The 18,537-nt window shown below is 62.9% G+C and carries 17 protein-coding genes; 8 read left to right on the top strand and 9 right to left on the bottom strand.

Annotation, left to right across the window (positions count from 1 at the left end; all coding sequences use genetic code 11):
- Positions 1-6 precede the first annotated feature (6 nt).
- Positions 7-2,091, top strand: coding sequence for a M13 family metallopeptidase (locus NX782_RS07530; protein WP_258844821.1), 2,085 nt, complete (start codon positions 7-9; stop codon positions 2,089-2,091).
- Between the two features lie 133 nt (positions 2,092-2,224).
- Here the strand turns inward: NX782_RS07530 and NX782_RS07525 are convergent, their stop codons facing one another.
- Complete coding sequence (locus tag NX782_RS07525; protein WP_258844820.1) at positions 2,225-2,698, bottom strand: hemerythrin domain-containing protein; 474 nt, start codon at positions 2,696-2,698, stop codon at positions 2,225-2,227.
- A 218-nt stretch (positions 2,699-2,916) separates the two neighbouring features.
- Between NX782_RS07525 and NX782_RS07520 the strand changes: the two genes are divergently transcribed.
- Positions 2,917-3,501: a type VI secretion system tube protein TssD gene (locus NX782_RS07520; protein ID WP_258844819.1), complete on the top strand. Its 585-nt coding sequence runs from the start codon at positions 2,917-2,919 to the stop codon at positions 3,499-3,501.
- Positions 3,502-3,873 (top strand): hypothetical protein, encoded by a 372-nt coding sequence (locus NX782_RS07515; protein WP_258844818.1) that lies wholly within the window; start codon positions 3,502-3,504, stop codon positions 3,871-3,873.
- Between the two features lie 73 nt (positions 3,874-3,946).
- On the opposite strand, the gene NX782_RS07510 is transcribed toward NX782_RS07515, so the two are convergent.
- Positions 3,947-4,489 carry an SRPBCC family protein gene (locus NX782_RS07510; RefSeq protein WP_258844817.1) on the bottom strand — a complete coding sequence of 181 codons (543 nt, stop codon included), beginning with the start codon at positions 4,487-4,489 and terminating at the stop codon, positions 3,947-3,949.
- A 238-nt stretch (positions 4,490-4,727) separates the two neighbouring features.
- Between NX782_RS07510 and NX782_RS07505 the strand changes: the two genes are divergently transcribed.
- On the top strand, positions 4,728-7,046 hold the full coding sequence (locus NX782_RS07505) for a UvrD-helicase domain-containing protein (RefSeq protein ID WP_258844815.1): 2,319 nt from the start codon (positions 4,728-4,730) through the stop codon (positions 7,044-7,046).
- A gap of 77 nt (positions 7,047-7,123) precedes the next feature.
- Here the strand turns inward: NX782_RS07505 and NX782_RS07500 are convergent, their stop codons facing one another.
- The 3 genes from NX782_RS07500 to NX782_RS07490 form a co-directional block, all read right to left on the bottom strand.
- Complete coding sequence (locus NX782_RS07500; protein ID WP_258844813.1) at positions 7,124-7,894, bottom strand: BPSS1780 family membrane protein; 771 nt, start codon at positions 7,892-7,894, stop codon at positions 7,124-7,126.
- Positions 7,891-8,850, bottom strand: coding sequence for a homoserine kinase (locus tag NX782_RS07495; protein ID WP_258844812.1), 960 nt, complete (start codon positions 8,848-8,850; stop codon positions 7,891-7,893). The genes NX782_RS07500 and NX782_RS07495 overlap by 4 nt, the downstream gene beginning before the upstream one ends.
- Before the next feature lie 65 nt (positions 8,851-8,915).
- On the bottom strand, positions 8,916-9,368 hold the full coding sequence (locus tag NX782_RS07490; RefSeq protein ID WP_258844811.1) for a hypothetical protein: 453 nt from the start codon (positions 9,366-9,368) through the stop codon (positions 8,916-8,918).
- A 169-nt stretch (positions 9,369-9,537) separates the two neighbouring features.
- Here NX782_RS07490 and polA point away from each other — a divergent pair, with 169 nt between their 5' ends.
- Complete coding sequence (polA, locus tag NX782_RS07485; protein WP_258844809.1) at positions 9,538-12,315, top strand: DNA polymerase I; 2,778 nt, start codon at positions 9,538-9,540, stop codon at positions 12,313-12,315.
- Positions 12,316-12,357: 42 nt separating this feature from the next.
- Here the strand turns inward: polA and NX782_RS07480 are convergent, their stop codons facing one another.
- Positions 12,358-13,056, bottom strand: a complete 699-nt coding sequence (locus NX782_RS07480) for a PEP-CTERM sorting domain-containing protein (protein ID WP_258844808.1) — start codon at positions 13,054-13,056, stop codon at positions 12,358-12,360.
- A gap of 205 nt (positions 13,057-13,261) precedes the next feature.
- On the opposite strand from NX782_RS07480, the gene NX782_RS07475 reads away from it, so the two are divergent.
- The 3 genes from NX782_RS07475 (at position 13,262) to NX782_RS07465 (ending at position 15,231) form a co-directional block, all read left to right on the top strand.
- Positions 13,262-14,146, top strand: a complete 885-nt coding sequence (locus NX782_RS07475; protein WP_258844807.1) for a dienelactone hydrolase family protein — start codon at positions 13,262-13,264, stop codon at positions 14,144-14,146.
- Positions 14,147-14,253: 107 nt separating this feature from the next.
- Positions 14,254-15,003, top strand: coding sequence for a ZIP family metal transporter (locus NX782_RS07470; RefSeq protein WP_258844806.1), 750 nt, complete (start codon positions 14,254-14,256; stop codon positions 15,001-15,003).
- A gap of 84 nt (positions 15,004-15,087) precedes the next feature.
- A complete protein-coding gene (locus NX782_RS07465; protein ID WP_258844805.1) occupies positions 15,088-15,231 on the top strand; it encodes a hypothetical protein in 144 nt (47 codons plus the stop codon).
- A 37-nt stretch (positions 15,232-15,268) separates the two neighbouring features.
- On the opposite strand, the gene NX782_RS07460 is transcribed toward NX782_RS07465, so the two are convergent.
- From NX782_RS07460 to NX782_RS07450, 3 genes are read right to left on the bottom strand one after another with little or no spacing between them, the layout of a single operon-like run.
- Entirely contained in the window at positions 15,269-16,138 is an 870-nt protein-coding gene (locus NX782_RS07460; protein WP_258844804.1) for a sulfurtransferase, read from the bottom strand.
- A 13-nt stretch (positions 16,139-16,151) separates the two neighbouring features.
- Positions 16,152-17,069, bottom strand: a complete 918-nt coding sequence (locus NX782_RS07455; protein WP_258844803.1) for a DMT family transporter — start codon at positions 17,067-17,069, stop codon at positions 16,152-16,154.
- Entirely contained in the window at positions 17,069-18,184 is a 1,116-nt protein-coding gene (locus tag NX782_RS07450; RefSeq protein ID WP_258844802.1) for an aromatic ring-hydroxylating oxygenase subunit alpha, read from the bottom strand. The genes NX782_RS07455 and NX782_RS07450 overlap by 1 nt, the downstream gene beginning before the upstream one ends.
- Between the last annotated feature and the right edge of the window lie 353 nt (positions 18,185-18,537).

Raw genomic sequence — 18,537 nt, 5'->3', positions numbered from 1 at the left:
GTCCTCTTGTCCCTTGCCGGCGCCGCTGCGCTGGCGCATGCCCAGACTGCGCCGGCCGCCGCGCCGGCCGCATCGGCGGCACCGACCACCAAGGCCGAGCGCCCCGCAACGGAATTCCCCTACACACCGGGCCTGGACCCGAGCTCAATGGACCGCAGCGCCGACCCCTGCGTCGACTTCTACCAGTACGCCTGCGGCGGCTGGATGAAGAACAACCCGATCCCCGCCGACCAGGCGCGCTGGTCGGTGTACGGCAAGCTGGCCCAGGACAACCAGCGCTTCCTGTGGGGCATCCTCGAAGACCTGTCCAAACGCCAGGACGGCCGCAACGCCAACCAGCAGAAGATCGGCGACTACTTCGGCGCCTGCATGGACGAGCGCACCATCGAGACGCGCGGCGCGGCGCCCCTGAAGCCGTTCTTCGACCAGATCGCGACCCTGCGCAGCAACAAGGATTTGCCGCGCGTGCTGGCGCAACTGCACCTGGCGCTGGCCGACCAGGGCCTGTTCTTCGGCTTCGGCTCGAGCCAGGACTTCGGCGATTCGACCCGCGTGATCGCCTTCGCCACCGCCGGCGGCCTGGGCCTGCCGGACCGCGATTCCTACCTGAAGACGGACGCCAAATCGAAGGACGTGCGCGCGAAATACGTCGCCCACATCGCCAACACCTTCAAGCTGCTCGGCGACAGCCCCGAACAGGCGCAGCGCCAGGCCGAGCGCGTGATGGCAATGGAAACCGAGCTCGCCACGGCCTCGCTGTCGCGCGTCGACAAGCGCGATCCGTACAAGCTGTTCCACAAGGTCGATGCGAAAGGTCTGCAGGCGCTGACCCCAGGCTTCAACTGGAATGCCTACCTGAACGAAATCGGCCAGGCCAGGCAGACCACCTTCAACGTCACCGAGCCGGCCTTCTTCAAGGCGCTGGCCAGGATGTGGAAGACTTCCGACATCGAATCGACCCGTACCTATTTGCGTTGGCACGTGGCGCGCAACATGTCGCCGGCGCTGGCATCCAGTTTCGACCAGGAGCACTTCGACTTCTTCAGCAAGACCTTGCGCGGCGTGCAGCAACAGCAGCCGCGCTGGAAGCGCTGCGTAGGACTGGTCGACCGCCAGCTGGGCGAAGCGCTGGGCCAGGAATTCGTCAGCCGCGCGTTCTCGCCGGCGCTGAAGGAAAAGTCGCTGCACATGACCCGCCAGGTCGAAGAGGCGATGAAGAAGGACATCGAATCGCTCGACTGGATGAGCCTTGAAACCAAGAAGCGCGCCCAGGAAAAGCTCGCCGCGATCGTCAACAAGATCGGCTATCCGGACAAGTGGCGCGACTACAGCGCATATGAGGTGAAGCCGGGCGACTTTGCCGGCAACGTCCAGCGCGGCAATGTGTTCGAGACGCGCCGCGACCTGGCCAAGATCGGCAAGCCGCTCGACCGCGGCGAATGGGGCATGACGCCGCCGACGGTGAACGCCTATTTCAATCCGCAGATGAACGACATCAACTTCCCGGCCGGCGTGCTGCAGCCGCCGCTGTTCGATCCGAAGATGGACGACGCGCCGAACTACGGCAACACCGGCGGCACCATCGGCCACGAACTGACCCACGCCTTCGACGACGAAGGCCGCCAGTTCGACGCCAAGGGTAACCTCAAGGATTGGTGGACCAAGAAGGACGCGAAGGAATACGAAGAGCGCGCCCAGTGCATCGTCGACCAGTACGCGCAGTACACGGTGGTGGACGACATCAAGATCAACAGCAAGCTGACCCTGGGTGAGGACATCGCCGACCTGGGCGGCCTGATCCTGGGCTGGATGGCGTGGAAGGAAGAGATGGCCAGCATGCCGCAGCAGGCGCAGCCGCAGCAGTTGCGCGATGGCCTGACGCCGGAACAGCGCTTCTTCGTCGGTAATGCGCAATGGGCCTGCGAAAACGACCGCCCGGAAAACCTGCGCGTGAAAGCCCTGACCGACCCGCACTCGCCGGGCCGCTTCCGCGTGAACGGCCTGGTGGTGAACATGCCGCAGTTCCAGCAGGCTTTCCAGTGCAAGCCGGGGCAGCCGATGGTGAAGGAAAAGCGCTGCCGCGTCTGGTAAGTTAGTTTGTCACGCTGAGCATTGCCCAGCGTGACTTCCCGCGCAGGCGGGAATCCAAGTTTGCGTGCGCTAACGTGACGCTTGCAGAACTTGGGTTCCCGCCTGCGCGGGAACGACGGTAGCTCTAGCGCAGCTATCTCCGCCGCGAACCCTGGTCGCTCGCCTGCGCCTGCATATGCACCAGGTTCGCCTCGAACGACTGCATCTGCAGCCCGATGTCGGACATATCGACGTTCGATTGCCGCAGCCGCGGGAACAGCTGTTGTTCCTCCTCCTCGATATGGCTCAGCACCGCGTTGAGCATGTCGCGCATCATCTGCTCGGCGCGCGGTTCGTCCGCTTCCATGCCCTGCAGCGTGGCCAGCAGATCGTCGACTTTCAAATGGTCCTGCTCGAAATGGCGTACCAGGTTGTCGTCCAGGCAGCGCACGTTCGGATAGAAGATCGATTCTTCCAGCCGCGAGTGGGTGTGAATGGCTTGCAGCAGCTGGGTCGCCGCCTGTTTCTTGACTTCCATGTCGCTGCTGTTGAGATATTTGTCGGCCAGCTTGCGCACCATGTCGTGGTCGCGCACCAGGGCCGCGATCGGATCGTCGGCATTATCCATGATGGTTCCTCCTGAAAAGGAATGCCATGCTACTCCTGGCAAGGCAGAGGGTCCGATCCGTTTAGGCGCGGAAATTTTTAATAAATACGACACCAGGCGTACACCGAAATCTTCTGCTTTGCCCGCTATTTGTTGTGAAGTTGTTTGTTGACGATTATTAATTGGCTCGTGCAATAAGCGTGCAAGACTTCAGCATTTTTCACAAGCGGAGTACTGCCATGGCTATCGACGTTTATCTTCAAATTGACGGTATCAAAGGCGAATCTCAGGACTCGGGGCATCCAGGTTGGATAGAAGTCAGTTCGGCTTCGATGGGTGTGAAACAGCCAAAAAGCGCCACAGCCTCGACTGCCGGTGGACATACCGCAGAACGATGTGAGCACAAAACCATCGCCCTGACAAAACTGGTCGATCTCGCGTCGCCTCTTCTTATGCAGTATTGTTCGATGGGGAAAACAATTCCTAAAGCAAAGCTGGAATTTATGCGCGCAGACGGGGATGGCAAACCGATCAAATACTACGAAGTAGAGTTAGAAAATGTCCTTATCTCCAATATGGACCACCGTTCGCATATCAATGGTCTTCAGGTAGACGTCAGACCTCTCCGGAAAGATGGTCTTCATCTGCCCGTCACGTGGAAGCAGATCGAATACGATGGCGAAGCCACCGCTAAACTCATCGAAATCTTCTTCACCCATCCGTTTGTCAAACAAGTCTTGTTCAACGATGCTCGTATTCCCGGCGTACGTCACTGGGATAGGCATGATGACCATTTTTACGTTGCTATCAAGCCCGGAGGTTGAATGAAACGCCTTTTTTGGGTTATCCTACTTCTGGCATCGGCAGTGGGTGCAGAAGAAAATAGCAAGTGGACGGGACGGAGCAAGCCACTGAAAGATGCAACTTATCTTATCTATTCTGGAGAGTCAGGGGATCGTGGACCGCCTACGAATCTGGATAGGAAGCTTGCAATTGCAATCAGGGGGCAAGCTGCAAAAGAAATATTCGAGTCGATTGGACCGGATGTGAAAGGGGTAAGCTGTAGTCTGGAAGAAGGCGAAAGGATGAGAAGTAAAGGCGAAGTCTGGTGTTCGTATATGCCCAGCGATGGGTATATGTGCTTCCTTGGCTTCAACTTGAAAACGGGCGAGCCACATTCAGGTGGAAGCTGTTGAAAAAGTAGTTTCTTTAAGCTGAACCCAGAAGTTGGATGCCAACTTCTGGGCTCTTCACGCACACCGAGTGAAATCAGTGCTGGGCAATACTACCGCGCCAGCCGCCGCTTTCCTTGCCGCGCGATTCCAGCATTTCCTTGAACTTCTGCAGGTTGCCGCGCAGTTCCATGCGCACGGCGCCGAAGGCGTCGCCCAGCTGTTCCAGCGCGCCTTCCGGCTGGTAATCCATCTGGACGGTCACGCGGCAGACGTTGTCGGAGATCTTGTGGAAGGTCGCGACGCCGCCGTTCGGCACGCCGGTCGTGCTTTGCCAGGCGATGCGCTTGTCGGGGATCTGCTCGGTGATCTCGACGTCCCACTCTTTGTCTTCACCGGCGACATTGGCTTTCCAGTGCAGGTGCTTGTCGTCCAGCTGGCGGATTTCTTTGACGCTGGCCATGAACTGCGGGAAGTCTTCGAACTGGGTCCACTGGTTGTAAGCGGTGCGGACCGGCACGTTGATCTCGATGGTTTCGACGATCGACGAATCCATGCCCGACGCACGGTTCTTCATTTTTTTCGACAGCATCATGCCGCCGACCGCAAGTGCGGCCACAGTAACGACGCGATTCAGCATTGTTGCCTCCTTATTACAAGTAGAACTCCATTGCGACATAGAAAAATCCGGCCCGTACCCGCGGCAATGCCACAGGGCGATCGGCCGCCTTGAGAACACATCTGCGTTCAACTTACGATAAGTACGGTTTGCATGGCGCTCGCGAGCCGTGGGGCAACTGTTGTGATACTGTATATATAACCAGTAAATTTGCGGTCGAAAGCCGCCTTCGGTGCATCGCGCCGTTTATAATGCCCGCATGAATCTCCTCGACAATCTGAATCCCGAACAGCTCGCCGCCGTCACCTTGCCTGCCCAGAGCGCCCTGATCCTGGCCGGCGCCGGCTCGGGCAAGACCCGCGTGCTGACCACCCGGATCGCCTGGTTGATCCAGACCAGCCAGGTCTCGCCGGCCGGCATCATGGCGGTGACGTTTACGAACAAGGCGGCGAAGGAAATGCTGACGCGTCTGTCGTCGATGTTGCCGATCAACACGCGCGGCATGTGGATCGGTACCTTCCACGGCCTGTGCAACCGCCTGTTGCGGACCCACCACCGCGACGCCGCGCTGCCGCAGACCTTCCAGATCCTGGATTCGCAGGACCAGCTGTCGATGATCAAGCGCATGCTGAAGGCGCTGAATGTCGATGACGAGAAGTACCCGGCCAAAGACCTGATGTACTTCATCAACAACGCCAAGGACAACGGCCGCCGCGCCGCCGATTGCGAGGCCTACGACCACGTGCAGCGACGCATGGTCGAGCTCTACGACGCCTACGACCAGCAGTGCCAGCGCGAGGGCGTGGTCGACTTCGCCGAGCTGCTGCTGCGCGCCTACGAGCTGCTGCAGCGCAATCACCCGCTGCGCCAGCATTACCAGATGCGTTTCCGCCACATCCTGGTCGACGAGTTCCAGGATACGAACGACCTGCAGTACAACCTGCTGAAGCTGCTGGCCGGGCACAACGAGCCGGCCGGCGGCGCGATCTTCGCGGTGGGCGACGACGACCAGAGCATCTACGCCTTCCGCGGCGCCAATGTCGGCAACATGCAGGCTTTCGAGCGCGATTTCGAGGTGAAGAACCTGATCAAGCTGGAGCAGAACTACCGCTCGCACGGCCACATCCTCGATACCGCCAACTTCCTGATCGCCAACAACAAGCAGCGCCTGGGCAAGAACCTGCGCACCGATGCCGGCCAGGGCGAACCGGTCCGCATCTACGAAGCCTCGTCCGACCTGGAAGAGGCGCAGTGGATCATCGAAGAAGCCAAGAGCCTGATGGGCGAGGGCATGCCGCGCAGCGAAATCGCGATCCTGTACCGCTCGAACGCGCAGAGCCGCGTGATCGAGCACGCGCTGTTCGCGGCCGGCATTCCGTACACCGTGTACGGCGGCCTGCGCTACTTCCAGCGCGCCGAGGTCAAGCACGCGATCGCCTACCTGCAGCTGATGGACAACCCGCACAACGACTCGGCCTTCCTGCGCGTGGTGAACTTCCCGACCCGCGGCATCGGCGCGCGCTCGATCGAGCAGCTGCAGATGGCGGCCGACAGCTATGGCGTGTCGCTGTACGCGGCGGTGCCGCACATGACCGGCAAGGCCGGCAGCGCGCTGGCCAATTTCGTCAAGCTGATCGAAAGCGCACGCTTCGAGACCCAGCAGCTGCCGCTGCCGGAAATGGTGAAAGTAGTCATCGAGCGCAGTACGCTGCTGGCCTACTACGAGAAGGAAAAGGAAGGCGCGGAGCGCATCGAGAACTTGGAGCAGATGGTCAGCGCCGCCACCCACTTCGTGCAGGAAGAGGGCTTCGGCACGCACACGCCGGCCCACCTCGGCCCGCAGGCGCAGGCCAGCAGCGGCCAGGCCATCGTCAATGTCGACGGCATCGAGGTGCTGGACGCCGACGCGCCGCTGGCGACCGTGATGTCGCCGCTGTCGGCCTTCCTGGCCCACGCCTCGCTGGAAGCCGGCGACGCCCAGGCCCAGGCCGGGCAGGACGCCATGCAGCTGATGACGGTGCACTCGGCCAAGGGCCTGGAATTCGACGCCGTGTTCATCACCGGCCTCGAAGAAGGCCTGTTCCCGCACGAGAGCAGCTCGCGCGAACTGGATGGCGTGGACGAAGAGCGGCGCCTGATGTACGTGGCGATCACACGTGCGCGCAAGCGCCTGTACATGAGCTTTACGCAGCAGCGCATGCTGCATGGCCAGACCCGCTTCAACATGAAGTCGCGCTTCTTCGACGAGCTGCCGGAAGAGTCGCTGAAGTGGCTGTCGCCGCGTGTGCAGACCAACTGGTTTGCCGGCCGCAAGTCGACCACCGCCTGGGACGACGCCAACTTCCGCGACGGCGGCAGCGACAATCAGATCGCCAAGCAGATCGCGCAGAAGTCTTCCAGCGACAAGGGCATCGGCTGGCGCATCGGCGAGCAGGTGTCACACGCGCGCTTCGGTGAGGGCGTGATCGTCAACATCGAGGGTGGTGCCGGCAGCCCGCGTGCGCTGATCAACTTTGGCGGGGCGGGGATGAAGATGCTGGACCTGTCGGTGGCCAAGCTGGAGAAGGTGGCAAGGTAAGCTTGGCGTGGGCACGGGGTGCCCACCCTACGGATGGCGGAACGTGTAGGGTGGGCACCCCGTGCCCACGCACCCACTTACGCTGCCGCTGGTTCCTTGTCGTTCGGCTTGCCGAAAATGGTGCGATAACCCGCGTACATCGAGCACTGCAGCAGCAGCATGAACAGGAACACCAGCCAGGTCAGCAGGATGCGGCCGAGCGTGCCTGGTCCGAACACGATGCTCATCAGCGAGGCGATCACGAAGAAGGCGGCAAACCAGGCCAGCAGCAGGACCAGGAACACGCGTGCCGAGCGCACCACCGCGAAGAAGCTGTAGAACACGGCCTTGCCGGTCTTCATGTGCTTCCAGTAGGTCAGCGGCGCCGCAAAGTACAGCGTCACCAGCATCACCAGGTTGATCAGCGCGATCAGCATGAAGACCCCGATCTCCGTCGACAGCAGGGCCGCCGCATCGTTCGGATTGGCCTGCCGTTCGGCGACCTTTTCGAAGAATTCCGGCCCCAGCATCATCACCACGACCAGCATCTCGACCAGGCCGACGACCAGGTAGATCGTGCCGACCTTGCACAGCGCGCCCAGCGCCGGTCGCCTGAAGCCCGTCAGCAGTACGCCGGGCGTCACGCGGTCGCCGTTTTCGATCATCAGGCAGGCCTGCATGAAGGCCATCGAGAACGAGGGGATCAGGAGCGGGCTCAGCACGGTGCCGATGATGGGCAGGATCGACAGGCCGATGCTGCACACGATGCTGGCAAACAGGATGGTGGTGAGGGCGGCCGGCTGCTTGCGAAACAGGCTGGTGCCTTGCTTCAGCCAATCCCAGCCAGTACGGGCGGGCAGGTTATTCATGCTTGGATACCAGGCGCGGGAACCGCGATGCGCTCGCGCAGCACGCGTTCGAAGTGGGTCGGGTCGTGCGGCGTCAGCATTTCGGCTTCGCGCGGACAGTAGAAATCGTACAGGCGCGACAGCCAGAAGCGCAAGGCCGCGGCGCGCAGCATCGTCTGCCAGGCCTCGGCTTCGGCCGCGGTGAACGGACGGGCCGCGTGGTAGGCGCGGGTCAGCGCCAGCACGCGGTCCTGGTCGAGACGGCCGCTGTCGAGGTCGATGCACCAGTCGTTGACGGTGACGGCGACGTCGAACAGCCAGCTGTCCCAGCCGGCAAAATAAAAGTCGAAGCAGCCGCTCAGGCGCTCGCCGACGAACATCACGTTGTTGCGGAACAGGTCGGCGTGCACCGGACCCTGCGCCAGCTGGGCGTAGACAGGGCCGGCGGCGAAGTCGCGCTGGAAGGCGAGTTCCGATGCCAGCAGCGCGGCCTTATCGGCATCGAGGAAGGGCAGGACCTTGGGCACGGTCTCGACCCACCAGGCCAGACCGCGCAGATTCGGCTGGTGCAGCGGAAAATCCCGGCCCGCCAGGTGCATCCTGGCCAGCATGCTGCCGACTTCGGCGCAATGCACGGGCTGGGGATCCATCTGCGAACTGCCGTCGAGCTTGCTGACGATGATGGCCGGCTTGCCGGCCAGCGCCACCACCAGTTCGCCCGCGTGCGTCGGCACCGGCGCCGGCACCGGCACATCGCGCTCGGCCAGGTGGCGCATCAGCTGGACATAGAAGGGCAGTTGTTCGAAACCGAGGTTCTCGAAAATCGTCAGGACGAATTCGCCGCGCTCGGTCGTGAGGAAAAAGTTGCTGTTTTCGATGCCGCTGGCGATGCCTTTGAGCGCCAGCGCTTTACCGAGAGGAAACTGCTTGATCCACTGGCTCAGGTCGTCCAGTGTGACCGAGGTGAAAACTGCCATCGTTCAGGAATGTTTTGGTCGCGGTTACGGCCGCGCCGATAGCGGGCGGCCGGTCTTGTTCGGTCTTATTTTTTGTCGGGGGTGCCGGGCGGCAGTGCCGGCGGCGGCGGTACGTCCGCCGCGGCCGGGGCGTTGGTCCCGTTTTCGCTGGCGGCCTTGCGCTTGCCCGACAGGTCGAACTCGCCCACCTTCCATTGCGGCGCGCGGATCGAGTTGCCGGTGGCGCTGCCCGGTACGGCATTGCCCGGCGGCGTGTTCGGCTTCATGTAGTAATGGCTGCCGCTGCTGTTGACTTCGACCTCGGTCACCTGGCCGCCGTCGCGCGTTTCCTTGATCTGGGTGCGGGTGCGCGAGGGGATGTTGGTGGCAGGGACGTCACTGCCCGGTTCCACGCGCTCGAGCTTGGGCGGTGCCTGGTTCTGGTTCGATTGCGGGGTCGACTGCTGGGCCGACGCAAATCCGGCCAGCGCGGCCAGGAGCACAGCAAGGAGGGGCAGGCGGGAGGTAATGCGGGGCATGGTGGTCACCTTTGTCGTTTAGTTCATTGTAACAAACAGCGCTGCCCACCAGTAAAAAGCGTGTGAAAAGTGCGAAGCGGCCTCATATAGGGAGCACTCCCGATTCTGCGATAATGACGACGATTCGCCATGCCCGGCATGGCCCCACTTTTGCTTTTTGCGACCCTACATGGACAATACCCTGCTTCTCGTTGACGGCTCCAGCTACCTGTACCGCGCCTTCCACGCGCTGCCCGACCTGCGCAGCCCCGACGGCCACCCGACCGGTGCGATGCACGGCATGGTCAACATGCTGCGCCGCCTGCGCGCCGACTTCCCGGCCGCCTACATCGCCTGCGTGTTCGACGCCAAGGGCAAGACCTTCCGCGACGATCTCTACCCCGAATACAAGGCCACCCGCGCCTCGATGCCGGAAGACCTGGGCAAGCAGATCGAGCCGATCCACGAAGTGGTGCGCCACATGGGCTGGCCGATCCTGATGGTCGAAGGCGTCGAGGCCGACGACGTGATCGGCACCCTGGCAGCCCAGGCCACCGCGCGCGGCATGAACACCGTGGTTTCGACCGGCGACAAGGACCTGGCCCAGCTGGTCAACGACAAGGTCATGCTGATCAATACGATGAGCAACGAGAAGCTCGACGAAGCCGGCGTGCTCGCCAAGTTCGGCGTGCCGCCGAATCGCATCATCGACTACCTGACCCTGATCGGCGACACCGTCGACAACGTCCCCGGCGTGAGCAAATGCGGCCCGAAGACGGCCGTCAAATGGCTGACCCTGCACGGCTCGCTCGACGGCGTGATCGAGAACGCCCACACTATCGGCGGCGCGGTCGGCGCCAACCTGAAGGCAGCCCTCGAATGGCTGCCGAAGGGCCGCGAACTGATCACCGTGAAGACCGACTGCGACCTGACGAACCACCTGGTGTCGATCGAGGAATCGCTGGTCGGCCGTCCGGAAGACAAGGACGCGCTGCGCGACTTCTTCCAGCGCTACGGCTTCAAGACCATGCTGCGCGAACTGGGACCGAACAGCGGCAACCCGGGCCGCTTCGTCACGCCCGGCACCCAGCCGGCCCAGGCTCCGCTGTTCAATTCGCCGGAAGGTGCGGTAGGCGCCACCCAGCCCGATATGCCCATCATCAAGGGCGAATACGAGACCGTCACCACGCAGGAACAGCTGGAACGCTGGCTGGCCCTGATCGACAAGGCCGAGCTGACCTCGGTCGACACCGAAACGACCTCGCTCGACCCGATGACGGCCGAGATGGTCGGCATTTCGCTGTCGGTCGAAGCAGGCAAGGGCGCCTACATCCCGCTGGCGCACCGCTACGCCGGGGTGCCCGAGCAGCTGAACCGCGAAGAAGTATTGGCGCGCATGCAGCCTTGGCTGGAAAATCCGGACAAGCCGAAGCTGGGCCAGAACCTGAAGTACGACAGCCACATCTTCGAGAACCACGGCATCAAACTGCGCGGCATCGTCCACGATACGCTGCTGCAGTCCTACGTGTTCGAGTCGCACAAGCCGCACGACATGGACACCATGGCCATGCGCCACCTGGGCTACACCACGATTCCCTTCGTCGACGTGTGCGGCAAGGGCGCCAGCCAGATCTGCTTCGACCAGGTCGAGCTCGGACGCGCGACCGAATACGCGGCCGAGGATTCCGACATCACGCTGCGCCTGCACCAGACCATGATCGGCCACGTCGAAAGCGACGAGGGCCTGAACTTCATCTACCGCAAGATCGAGCTGCCGACCTCCGTGGTGCTGCAGAAGATCGAGCGCAACGGCGTGCTGATCGACGCCGACAAGCTGGCCGCGCAGTCGAACGAGCTGGCCGTGCGCATCGCCGAACTCGAGCAGCAGGCTTATGAACTGGCCGGCGGCCCGTTCAATCTCGGTTCGCCCAAGCAGATCGGCGAGATCTTCTTCGGCAAGCTCCAGCTTCCGGTGATCAAGAAGACCGCCACCGGCGCGCCGTCCACCGACGAAGAAGTGCTGCAGAAGCTGGCCGAGGACTACCCGCTGCCGAAGATCCTGCTCGAGCACCGCGGCCTGTCGAAGCTGAAGTCGACCTATACCGACAAGCTGCCGAAGATGGTCAACCCGAACACCGGCCGCGTGCACACCAACTATGCGCAGGCGGTGGCGATCACCGGCCGCCTGGCCTCGAACGATCCGAACCTGCAGAACATCCCGGTGCGGAATGCCGAAGGCCGCCGCATCCGCGAAGCCTTCATCCCCAACCCGGGCAGCGTGCTGGTCTCGGCCGACTACTCGCAGATCGAGCTGCGCATCATGGCCCACATCTCGGGCGACGAAGCGATGCTGCGCGCGTTCGCCCAGGGCGAGGACATCCACCGCGCCACCGCCGCCGAGATCTTCGGCATCGCACCGGAAGAGGTCGAGAGTGAGCAGCGCCGCTATGCGAAGGTCATCAACTTCGGCCTGATCTACGGCATGAGCGCGTTCGGCCTGGCGCAGAATTTAGGGATTGAACGCAGCGCCGCCAGCAACTACATCGAGCGCTACTTCCAGCGCTTCGCCGGGGTCAAGCAGTACATGGACGAGACCCGCCTGCAGGCGAAGGCCCGCGGCTACGTCGAGACCGTGTTCGGCCGCCGCCTGTGGCTCCCGGAGATCAATTCACCGAACGGCCCACGCCGCGCCGGCGCCGAACGCGCGGCGATCAATGCGCCGATGCAGGGCACGGCGGCAGACCTGATCAAGCTGGCCATGATCGCGGTGCAGGACTGGATCGAGCAGGAAAAGCTCGGCACCCGCATGATCATGCAGGTGCACGACGAACTGGTGCTGGACGTGCCGGAAGCCGAACTGGAATTGGTCAAGCAGAAGCTGCCGGAACTGATGGCGGGCGTCGCCACGTTGAAGGTGCCGCTGGTGGCCGAAACCGGGGTTGGGATGAACTGGGAGGAGGCACATTAAAGAATGCGCCACCAAGCGTAGGGTGGGCACCCCGTGCCCACGCTACCGCCGCCGTACAAGGCCGATCAACCCGATCCCGGCCAGCAGCATCAGGGACGTCGCCGGCTCCGGCACCGGCAGCGCATGCGATTCCGCGACCGCATAGGCATTGAAGGCCAGATAACCGTCGATCCAGGCGTCCCCGGAGATCGCCGAAACCGACAGCGTGCCCTGCTGGCTGCCTTGATCGAGCTGGGCGCGCGTGGCGAACGTCCAGTCGCCGTTGCCGACCCCGTGCAGCGAGCCATAGAGTTCCGCCAGCGCCGTCAGCCCGGATTGTCCGGGCGCTTCGGGGCTCGCCCACAAGCCGGCATCGACATTGAAGATGACCTGGGTATGCGGAGACAGCGTGAAGTTGAAGCTGCGGTTGGCGCTGGCGTAACCATAGCCGCTGTACAGCGCCAGCAGCACGCTGGCCGAGTTGCCGTCCGTATTTGCCCGCGCGGCGGCATAGGCGTTGTCGAATCCGGCCGCGCCAAAACCGTCGACGGCGGAATTCGCGATCTCATTCCCTTCCTGATCGTAGACGCTGGCGTAGGCCAGCGCCGCATTGCCGCTCCAGCCCAGCGAGGGCGCGATGCCGTCGTCCGGCGCCAGGTCGACCAGTCGGTAAACCGGCTGGCTGAGCGTGACGCCTGCGGCCTGCTGCGCCAGGGCCGGCGTCGCAGCGCCCAGGGGCAGGGCCGCGAGCATGGCGGACATCAGCGTGCGCTTCATCTTCATGTCTTCTCCAGGTAATCCAGGTAAATGAGGAGGTGGCAATGTAAGGGATGAAGCAGATAGGGTGTTTATTGAATGTCAATATTCCCGATGCATGCACTGCGGCACGGCTTTTGGACTGCCAAGCGAACGGCGCTGCTGACTGATAAGATAGCCATCCTTTGCTAACCCGACCGGAGGATTGCCCATGAAAGATCTCGTACAAGACGGCGACAGCCTGGTAGCCGATTCCCCGTTCGGGGAAGGCGTCGACCGCCGCGACTTCCTGAAGGTGGCACTGGGCACCAGCTTTGCCGCCGCCACGCTGCCGGTCGCGGCGCAGTCCGTGATCAAGACCGATACCGCCGGTCTCACCGCCGGCACCGTCAACCTGAACGTCAACGGCCAGACCGTGCCGGTCTACCGCGCCCAGCCCGAAGGCAAATCGAACCTGCCGGTGATCCTGGTGATTTCCGAGATCTTCGGCGTGCACGAGCACATCGCCGACGTCGCGCGCCGCTTCGCCAAGCAGGGCTACCTGGCGCTGGCGCCGGAACTGTTCGTGCGCCAGGGCGACGCGGGCAAGATCGCGGACATCGCCACCCTGATGAAGGACATCATCTCGCAGACCCCGGACGCGCAGGTGATGGGCGACCTCGATGCCTGCGTGGCCTGGGCCGCGAAAAACGGCGGCAACGTCGATCGACTCGGCATCACCGGCTTCTGCTGGGGCGGCCGCATCACCTGGATGTATTCGAGCCACAATCCGAACGTGAAAGCCGGTGTGGCCTGGTACGGCCGCCTGCAGGGCGATGCCACCGCCAACACCCCCAAGCACCCGGTCGACATCGCGCCCACCCTGAGCGTGCCGGTGCTCGGCCTGTACGGCGCCAAGGACACCGGCATCCCGCTCGACACCGTCGAGAACATGAAGGCGGCGCTGGCCAAGGGATCGAGCAAGTCCGAGTTCGTGGTGTACCCGGACGCCGGCCATGCCTTCTATGCCGACTACCGCCCGAGCTACGACGAGAAGGATGCGAAGGACGGCTGGACCCGCGCGCTAAGCTGGTTCAAGATCCACGGTGTCGCCTGATTCGCACGTGCGACGGCCGGGCACGGTAAAATGCCCGGCTTGCGTTTCGTACGCGCGGACCAAGAAGAATAAGAGGCTTCACGATCGACCCCGTACTCATCTCCATTTTGCTCGCCACCGGCCTGGCGGGCGTCGTCAGCATCACGGCTGCCGCAGTGTTCTCCTTCACTTTGCTGTCGAAGGTTGTCGAACGCATGGTCAGCCTGTCGGTCGGCATCATGCTCGCGACCTCGCTGCTGCACGCGCTGCCGGAGGCATTCGAGTCGGGTGTCGACCCGCGCGGCCTGTTCGCGACCCTGCTGGGCGGCCTGCTGGCCTTCTTCCTGCTGGAGAAGGTGGCGCTGCTGCGCCATTCGCACCATCACGAGCACGACGGCCATCATCATCACCACGGCCACGACGCGCAGCAGGCGGGCAAGGCGGGGTGGATGATCCTGATCGGCGACGGCATGCATAACTTCACGGACGGCATCCTGATCGCGGCTGCTTTCCTCGCCAATCCGCAGCTGGGCATCGTGACCGGCGTCGCCATCATCGCCCACGAGATCCCGCAGGAGATCGGCGACTTCATCGTGCTGCTGAACGCCGGCTTCTCGCGCGTGCGCGCCTATGTCTTCAATCTGCTGTGCAGCCTGCTCGCGGTGGTCGGCGGCCTGCTCGGCTACTACACACTGGATAAAGCCAGCGGCCTGATTCCCTATGTGCTGGTGTTCGCGTCCTCGGGCTTCATCTACATCGCGGTGAGCGACCTGATGCCGCAGATGCAGCGCCGTGCCACGGTGCGCGAATCGATCCCGCAGGTGCTCTTGATCGGATTGGGTGTGGTGATCGTGCTGTTCCTGACACACGGACACTGAGGCCACCGAGGTTTATTGCACCTTGATGTTGACATGGGAATTCGAACCGGCCTATGCTGAGTCGTTACCTATGTGGGGGAAGCAATGGCAAGGCTGGTCCATCAAGTGGTTGTGGCACTGCGCGAGAAACCTTCGCGGTTCGGCTATGTGCTGGGTATCCTGGTGCTGTCGGTGGTTGTATTTACGCTGGCGGACTTTTTGCCGGCGCCCTACGATATGAGCCACTGATAGCGCGTCGTGGGCACGGGAGTGCCCACCCTACGAATTATTTGTCGCCGGTTGCAACCGGCCGCGCAGCATCTGCGCTCCACTCGCTCCACGATCCCGGATACAAGGCTGCGCCAGGCAAGCCCGCGACTTCCAGCGCCAGCAGGTTGTGGCAGGCCGTGACGCCCGAACCGCACTGCATGATGGCCTTCTGCGGATCGCCCACCACCGTTCCCAGTTCCGTCTTCAGCTGATCCGGCGCCTTGAAGCGCCCATCCGCCTGCAGGTTGTCCTTGAAGAAGCGGTTCTTCGCACCGGGGATATGGCCGCCGACCGGGTCGATGGTTTCGTTCTCGCCGCGGAAGCGGTCCGGCGCGCGCGCGTCGACCACCTGGCGGCCGCCATGCGCCACATTCTGCAGCACCGTGTTCACATCCACTGTCGTGACCAGCGGCGCGCGCGCCGCGATCGTGCCGCGCGCGCGCGGGGCCGGGGCGGCCGTCGACAGCGGCAGTCCGGCCGACTGCCAGGCCGGCACGCCGCCATCCAGCACCGCCACCGCTTCGTGGCCGACCCAGCGCAGCATCCACCACAGGCGCGCCGCGAACATGCCGCCGTGGGCGTCGTAGGCCACGAGCTGCGTGTCCCCGTTCACGCCCCAGCTGCGCAGCAGCTCGATGAAGGCGTCCTTTTCCGGCAGCGGATGGCGGCCGCGGAAGGCGCCGTCCGCATCGCGCTTGGCGCCCGACAGTTCGCGCTCCATGTCGGCGAACAGCGCGTTCGGCAGGTGGCCGGCGGCATAGGCTTCGCGTCCGGCGGCCAGGTTCACCAGGTCGTGGCGGCAGTCGACGATCACCCAGTCAGCGTCATCGACATGGGCGGCCAGGCTGGCGGCATCGATCAGGGTCGTGTACTTGGACGTGCTCATGAAGCGGGTCTCCTTATAGTTCGCTGGCGATGGGGTCGGTATCCTTGACGACGGCGCCGCGCGCCGTGCGCTTCGTATTGTAGAACGTCGCGGCGATGCCGGAGGCCAGGATCACGCCCATCCCCAGCCACACGTGCCAGTCGAACACGTCGCCCCACAGCAGCATGCCCCACAGGCTGGAGAAGATGATGCCGGTGTACTGCAGGTTGGCCACCACCAGCACCTTGCCGAGGCGGTAGGCGCGCGTCATCGCCATCTGGGCCAGCAGGGCAGGGATGCCGATCGCCAGCAGCAGCAAGCCGCTGTGCCAGCTGTGCGCGTGGAAGGGCGCGGCGACGCCATTTTCGAACAGGGTGCCGAAGAAGCCGGCCACGGTGGTGGTCAGCGAAAAATAGAAGACCACGCGGTATTCGGGCTCGCCCTTCTGGCCCAGGTTTCGCACCTGCATATAGGCCATCGCCGAGACGATCGAGGACAGCACGCCGATGAAGCCGCCCAGCCACTGGTTGGTCTCGACCGCCGGACGCAGCACCAGGGTCACGCCGACGAAGCTCATGCCGATCGCCAGCACCAGCGGCCATTCGGTCTGGCCCTTCGCATGCCACCAGCCGATGAAGAACATCCAGGTCGCGAGCCAGATCGGCGCCATGTAGTTGAGGGTGACGGCGGTGGCCAGCGGCAGCTTGCCGATCGCGTAGAACCACATCCACAGCGAGATCACGCCGACCAGGCTGCGCGTCAGGTGCTCGCGGGGGAACAGGGTCTTGAGGGTGCCGCCCTGCAGGCGGATCGTGAGGAACAGCAGCAGGGTGCCGACCAGGCCCCTGTACATCACGATTTCGGAAGTGGAGTAAAACGGGGAGACCAGCTTCACGCCCGCGCCCATGGCGGCAAACGCGAAGCTGGCGAACAGCATCCAGAGTGAAGGCATCAAATTCCCGGCGGGATGTTTTCCAGTCTGCTGCGGTACCACTCATGGAAGTGCTGCATGCCGTCTTCCATCGGCGACTGATACGGTCCTACCTCGCTGACGCCGCGGTCGAGCAGGATCTTGCGGCCGGCATCCATGCGCAGGGCGATCTCGTCGTCCTCGACGCAGGTTTCCATGTAGGCCGCGCGCTCGGCTTCGACAAAGCCGCGCTCGAACAGCACGAACTCTTCCGGGTAGTAGAACTCGACCACGTTGCGGGTCTTCTGCGGTCCCATCGGCCACAGGGTCGACACCACCAGCACGTTCGGGTACCACTCGACCATGATGTTCGGATACAGGGTCAGCCAGATCGCGCCGTACTTCGGCGCCTGGCCATTGTTGAACTTCAGGACCTGTTCCTGCCATTTTTTATAAGCCGGCGAGCCCGACTTCTGCAGGCCGCGGTGCACGCCGACGGTCTGGACGCTGTAGTCGGTGCCGAATTCCCAGCGCAGGTCGTCGCAGCTGACGAAGTTGCCCAGGCCCGGGTGGAAGGGCTCGACGTGGTAATCCTCCAGGTAGACCTCGATGAAGGTCTTCCAGTTGTAGTCGCACTCGTGCACTTCGACGTGGTCGAACATGTAGCCCGAAAAATCGAGGTCCTTGGTCACCGACAGCTGCTTGAGCTTGTCCATCACGTTGTAGCCGTTCTGCTCGAACAGCAGGCCGTTCCAGTTCTGCAGCGGCGTCTTCGAGAGGTTCAGGCAGGGCGTGTCGGCAAAATGCGGCGCGCCGATCAGTTCGCCCTTCAGGTCGTAGGTCCAGCGGTGCAGCGGGCAGACGATGTTCTTGGCATTGCCGCGGCCATTGAACATCAGCGCCTGGCGGTGACGGCAGACGTTGGACAGGAGTTCGATGCCCTGCGCATTGCGCACCAGCATGCGACCCTCGTTCTCCGATTTCAGGGTCGCAAAATCGCCCTGTTCGGGCACCATCAATTCATGCCCGACGTAGCGTGGGCCCTTCAGAAACAGGTGCTGCATTTCGCGCTGCAACAGCGCTTGGTCGAAGTAGACATTTACCGGAAGCTGCGCGCACGAGCGCGCCAGCTTGGCGTGGGTAGCCAGATCGGACATCCCAACCCCCCTTTACAGATTTCAGCCAAAGAAGAGAAAGAATCCGAGAACCAGTATTCGAGCCGTCGAAAAACCTACTGCGCGTCGCATTCGCGGCCTGCGATGCTCGCCGTACTCAAGTACGGCTGCGCTTCTCGGCCACGACTGCTTCCGCTCGCTACGGTTTTTCTCGACTCGTTAAAGAAAAAATACGGTATTTCGGAGACAGAACCGGAGATTATAGCCTGTAAAGGCTGACTCGGGCTCGGTCCCGCACGGGGTTGTGGTGCATGGACGCTTAAAAATTGCCTGCAAGGCATCGTTTTCATGAGTGGCCGGGCGCTTTGCGATAAAATGTGTCTCTTTTCTTACAA

It is taken from the genome of Massilia norwichensis, from assembly GCF_024753245.1.
GTDB classification, from domain to species: domain Bacteria; phylum Pseudomonadota; class Gammaproteobacteria; order Burkholderiales; family Burkholderiaceae_D; genus Telluria; species Telluria norwichensis.
Note: the sequence above shows the minus strand (reverse complement) of the source record. Positions and strands in the feature narration are given on the sequence as shown.